Below are 743 nucleotides of genomic sequence, written 5' to 3' on the forward strand. Positions count from 1 at the left end.
GGCACCGAGCCGGTCACCGGATCCGACGCTCCTCCCGCGATCGTCTCCTTCGCTTCCACCCCCGCCTCCGTCGACGGCGAGGGTGATCAGGGTCTCGGAGTCGCGGCAGTCGGCGGAGACGGAGGCGTCGCCGGACGCGGCGAGGTCGACGGGCTCGCCCGCGCTCGCGTCCGTGGTGCCGACGGCCAGGCGGGCGGTGGCGCCTCCGCTCGTCTCCCAGGACAGGGCGAGCGGGACGGAGGCGGTGCGGTCGCCCTCGCAGTCGACGGAGGCGGGGGTGGAAGCGAAGGAGACGATCGCGGGAGGAGCGTCGGATCCGGTGACCGGCTCGGTGCCGGACGGTGCGGTGGAGGCCGTCGGTGCGGGGGCGTCGGCGCCGTCGGCCGCCTCGGCGGAGCCCGGAGCGGCGGTGGTCGGCGGAGCGGCCCCGGACGGCTCCGAGGACGGACCCGTGGACGCCGTGCCGGCGCTGGGCGCTCCCCCGCCGGCGGGCCGGACGAGCAGCACGATCGCGAGGACGACGGCGACGAGTCCGAGGGCGGCGAGGACGATCCCGGTGGAGCGGGCGGAGCGGGACGGCATCGGTCCTCCTGGGACGGGACGGGCTGGAACGGGCGGGAGAGACGGGGCAGGACGGGAGGAACGGGGCAGCAGGGTCGGACGGCGCGGGCCAGAACAGCTGCGACCGACCCTGCTGCCCCGTTCCTCCCGTCCTGCCCCGTCTCTCCCGCCCGTTCCAGCCC

Annotated in this window: 1 pseudogene; it reads right to left on the minus strand. The window is 77.1% G+C overall.

What is annotated here, in order from left to right:
• Positions 1 to 582 (minus strand): annotated as a pseudogene (locus C5D44_RS17505) (hypothetical protein); the annotation flags it as partial.
• Positions 583 to 743 lie beyond the last annotated feature (161 nt).

Source organism: Rathayibacter sp. AY1B5 (assembly GCF_002932795.1).
Taxonomy (GTDB): domain Bacteria; phylum Actinomycetota; class Actinomycetes; order Actinomycetales; family Microbacteriaceae; genus Rathayibacter.